The following is a 1,850-nucleotide window of genomic DNA, read 5'->3' on the forward strand; positions in this document are numbered from 1 at the left end:
CATTATTCATAGGGGGGGTCACAACCCTGTAAAGCAAAGGCATATGTGTACCCTATTTTTATATTTTGTTTGATATTTTTTTTATTTTTAACCATTTTTCAGCGCGTAACGTATGCGAGTCGATAAGATTCCCGACGAGCTTTTCTTGGTACACATTTTTTAGAGTATGATTTTTCGGTATTTTAAATTTGGTACACATATGGTACACATTTCAATGTGTACCATATTTTATAATGTGTACCAAATTATTATTCTTCATTTTCTTTATATAATTTTTCGTCAATATTAAAGAAAAGACAGTTTTTTTCTATATATTCATATTCTTTGCCTCCCATTTCTTTGTTTTTCTTACAAAAACGTACAAAAGAAATGTCCTCATTACATAAAAAAATATTCAATTTATTCCCAGCTATTCGTCTCTTTGGGGCATATTTAATATCAGCATTAAATCCTCTTTGGCCACCGATAATATTTTTTAATAAACCGTGTTTTTTAATTTCAAAAATAGAAATATCATCAAATACATTTATCTTATATTCATTTTTATAAATTTCTTTGCTGAAATCTAGACTACCTCTGATATAATTAAAGGGAATTAAGTTTTTATTAAGGTAACTTATTATGAATTCGGTTTTTCCGATTCTACTAAGTCCCTCAATAACAAGAGATCTAGGACGATGGGAAACGTCCTTTTCTTTTTGTATAGCTCCAATTATTTTTCTTGTTATCTCATTGTCTTTAAAACTATCAAAATCATAAATTGATTCTGTTTCATTTTCTGTTATTTCTTCATTCATATTTTCTTCTTCTTTTTTAATAAATTTTTTCTTTAATATTCTTTCTATTAATTCAATTTGTTCATAATAAAAATCACGATCCATTTTTTTTATAAATTCATCTAATGTTTTTTTTACTTCATGCATTTTTAATTTTTCGTTTTCATAATATTCAATTTGCAATCTATCTATCTCATCATAGATTAATTGTTTACGTTCTTCTTTTTGATTTTGACGCACATATTTTTTAATTCTTGGTGTTCCTTCTTCAATAAAATCACCATCTTTTTTTATGTAATCAATTGATTTTTCTATATGTTGTGCGTTTTCAATGCGCGGATGAAACCCTTCAATATCAAAAAATCTCGCATCTTTTATATTGCTTCTTTTTTCTAATTGTAATAAAACATGCGTATGAATTTCTTTATGATCCGCATGATTTTCTGTATTAGAAATGATATAAATAATGTTTTTCTTTTTTTCATTCATTAAATTTTTAATATGATTATGAATGACATTTTTTCCCAATGAACATTTACTATAAGTTAAAAAAATATCTTTTGAATTAAATTGAAATTTATTTTTAGTTTCTTTAATTTTTGTATTTATTTTTTTCATTTAATTATTTCTCTTTCTGTTTTTTTAACCCCCTAATTTAATTAGAGGGTTATTTTTTTTTATTTAATTTTTATATAATTTTAGGTACACCTCCTAATAGTGTTCCTCCCACTATTGCTCCAATTTTCATGCCATCTAGTGCTCCATCAGCCATTCCTTCTAATACTCTTAATGTAACTGTTCCCGCCTTATCCATTACATCTAAAAATTTATTTAATTTTTCGCCATCATCATCATCATTGATATAAACTAAAAAATAAGCTTTATCTATTTCGGCACAATATAATCCACATTGAATTTGTGCTAAATAATACGGTGGTATAATTCCATCTTTATAAAAAGATTTCCAAGCTGTACTGTCTTTATTTAAAGGACATTTTATTTCTAACATGGTTTTGGTTTCTTCATTAAAACCATCTAATGATGCTGAAAAAATACCTTTTGTAAATACTGCTG

2 protein-coding genes are annotated in these 1,850 nt (G+C 25.9%); both read right to left on the reverse strand.

Going from position 1 to position 1,850, the window contains the following annotated elements:
- Positions 1 to 248: 248 nt before the first annotated feature.
- Complete coding sequence (locus RI01_RS02875; protein WP_017193171.1) at positions 249 to 1,394, reverse strand: hypothetical protein; 1,146 nt, start codon at positions 1,392 to 1,394, stop codon at positions 249 to 251.
- A 70-nt stretch (positions 1,395 to 1,464) separates the two neighbouring features.
- On the reverse strand, positions 1,465 to 1,850 hold a 386-nt coding region (locus RI01_RS03930; RefSeq protein WP_017193172.1), incomplete at its 5' end, for a lambda-exonuclease family protein.

Origin of the sequence: Italian clover phyllody phytoplasma str. MA1 (assembly GCF_000300695.1) — a bacterium.
Lineage (GTDB): Bacteria > Bacillota_I > Bacilli_A > Acholeplasmatales > Acholeplasmataceae > Phytoplasma.

Coding starts and splice junctions, on each gene's coding strand:
- RI01_RS02875 (WP_017193171.1), bottom strand. CDS start 1,394: ATGAAAAAAATAAATACAAAAATTAAAGAAACTAAAAATAAATTTCAA.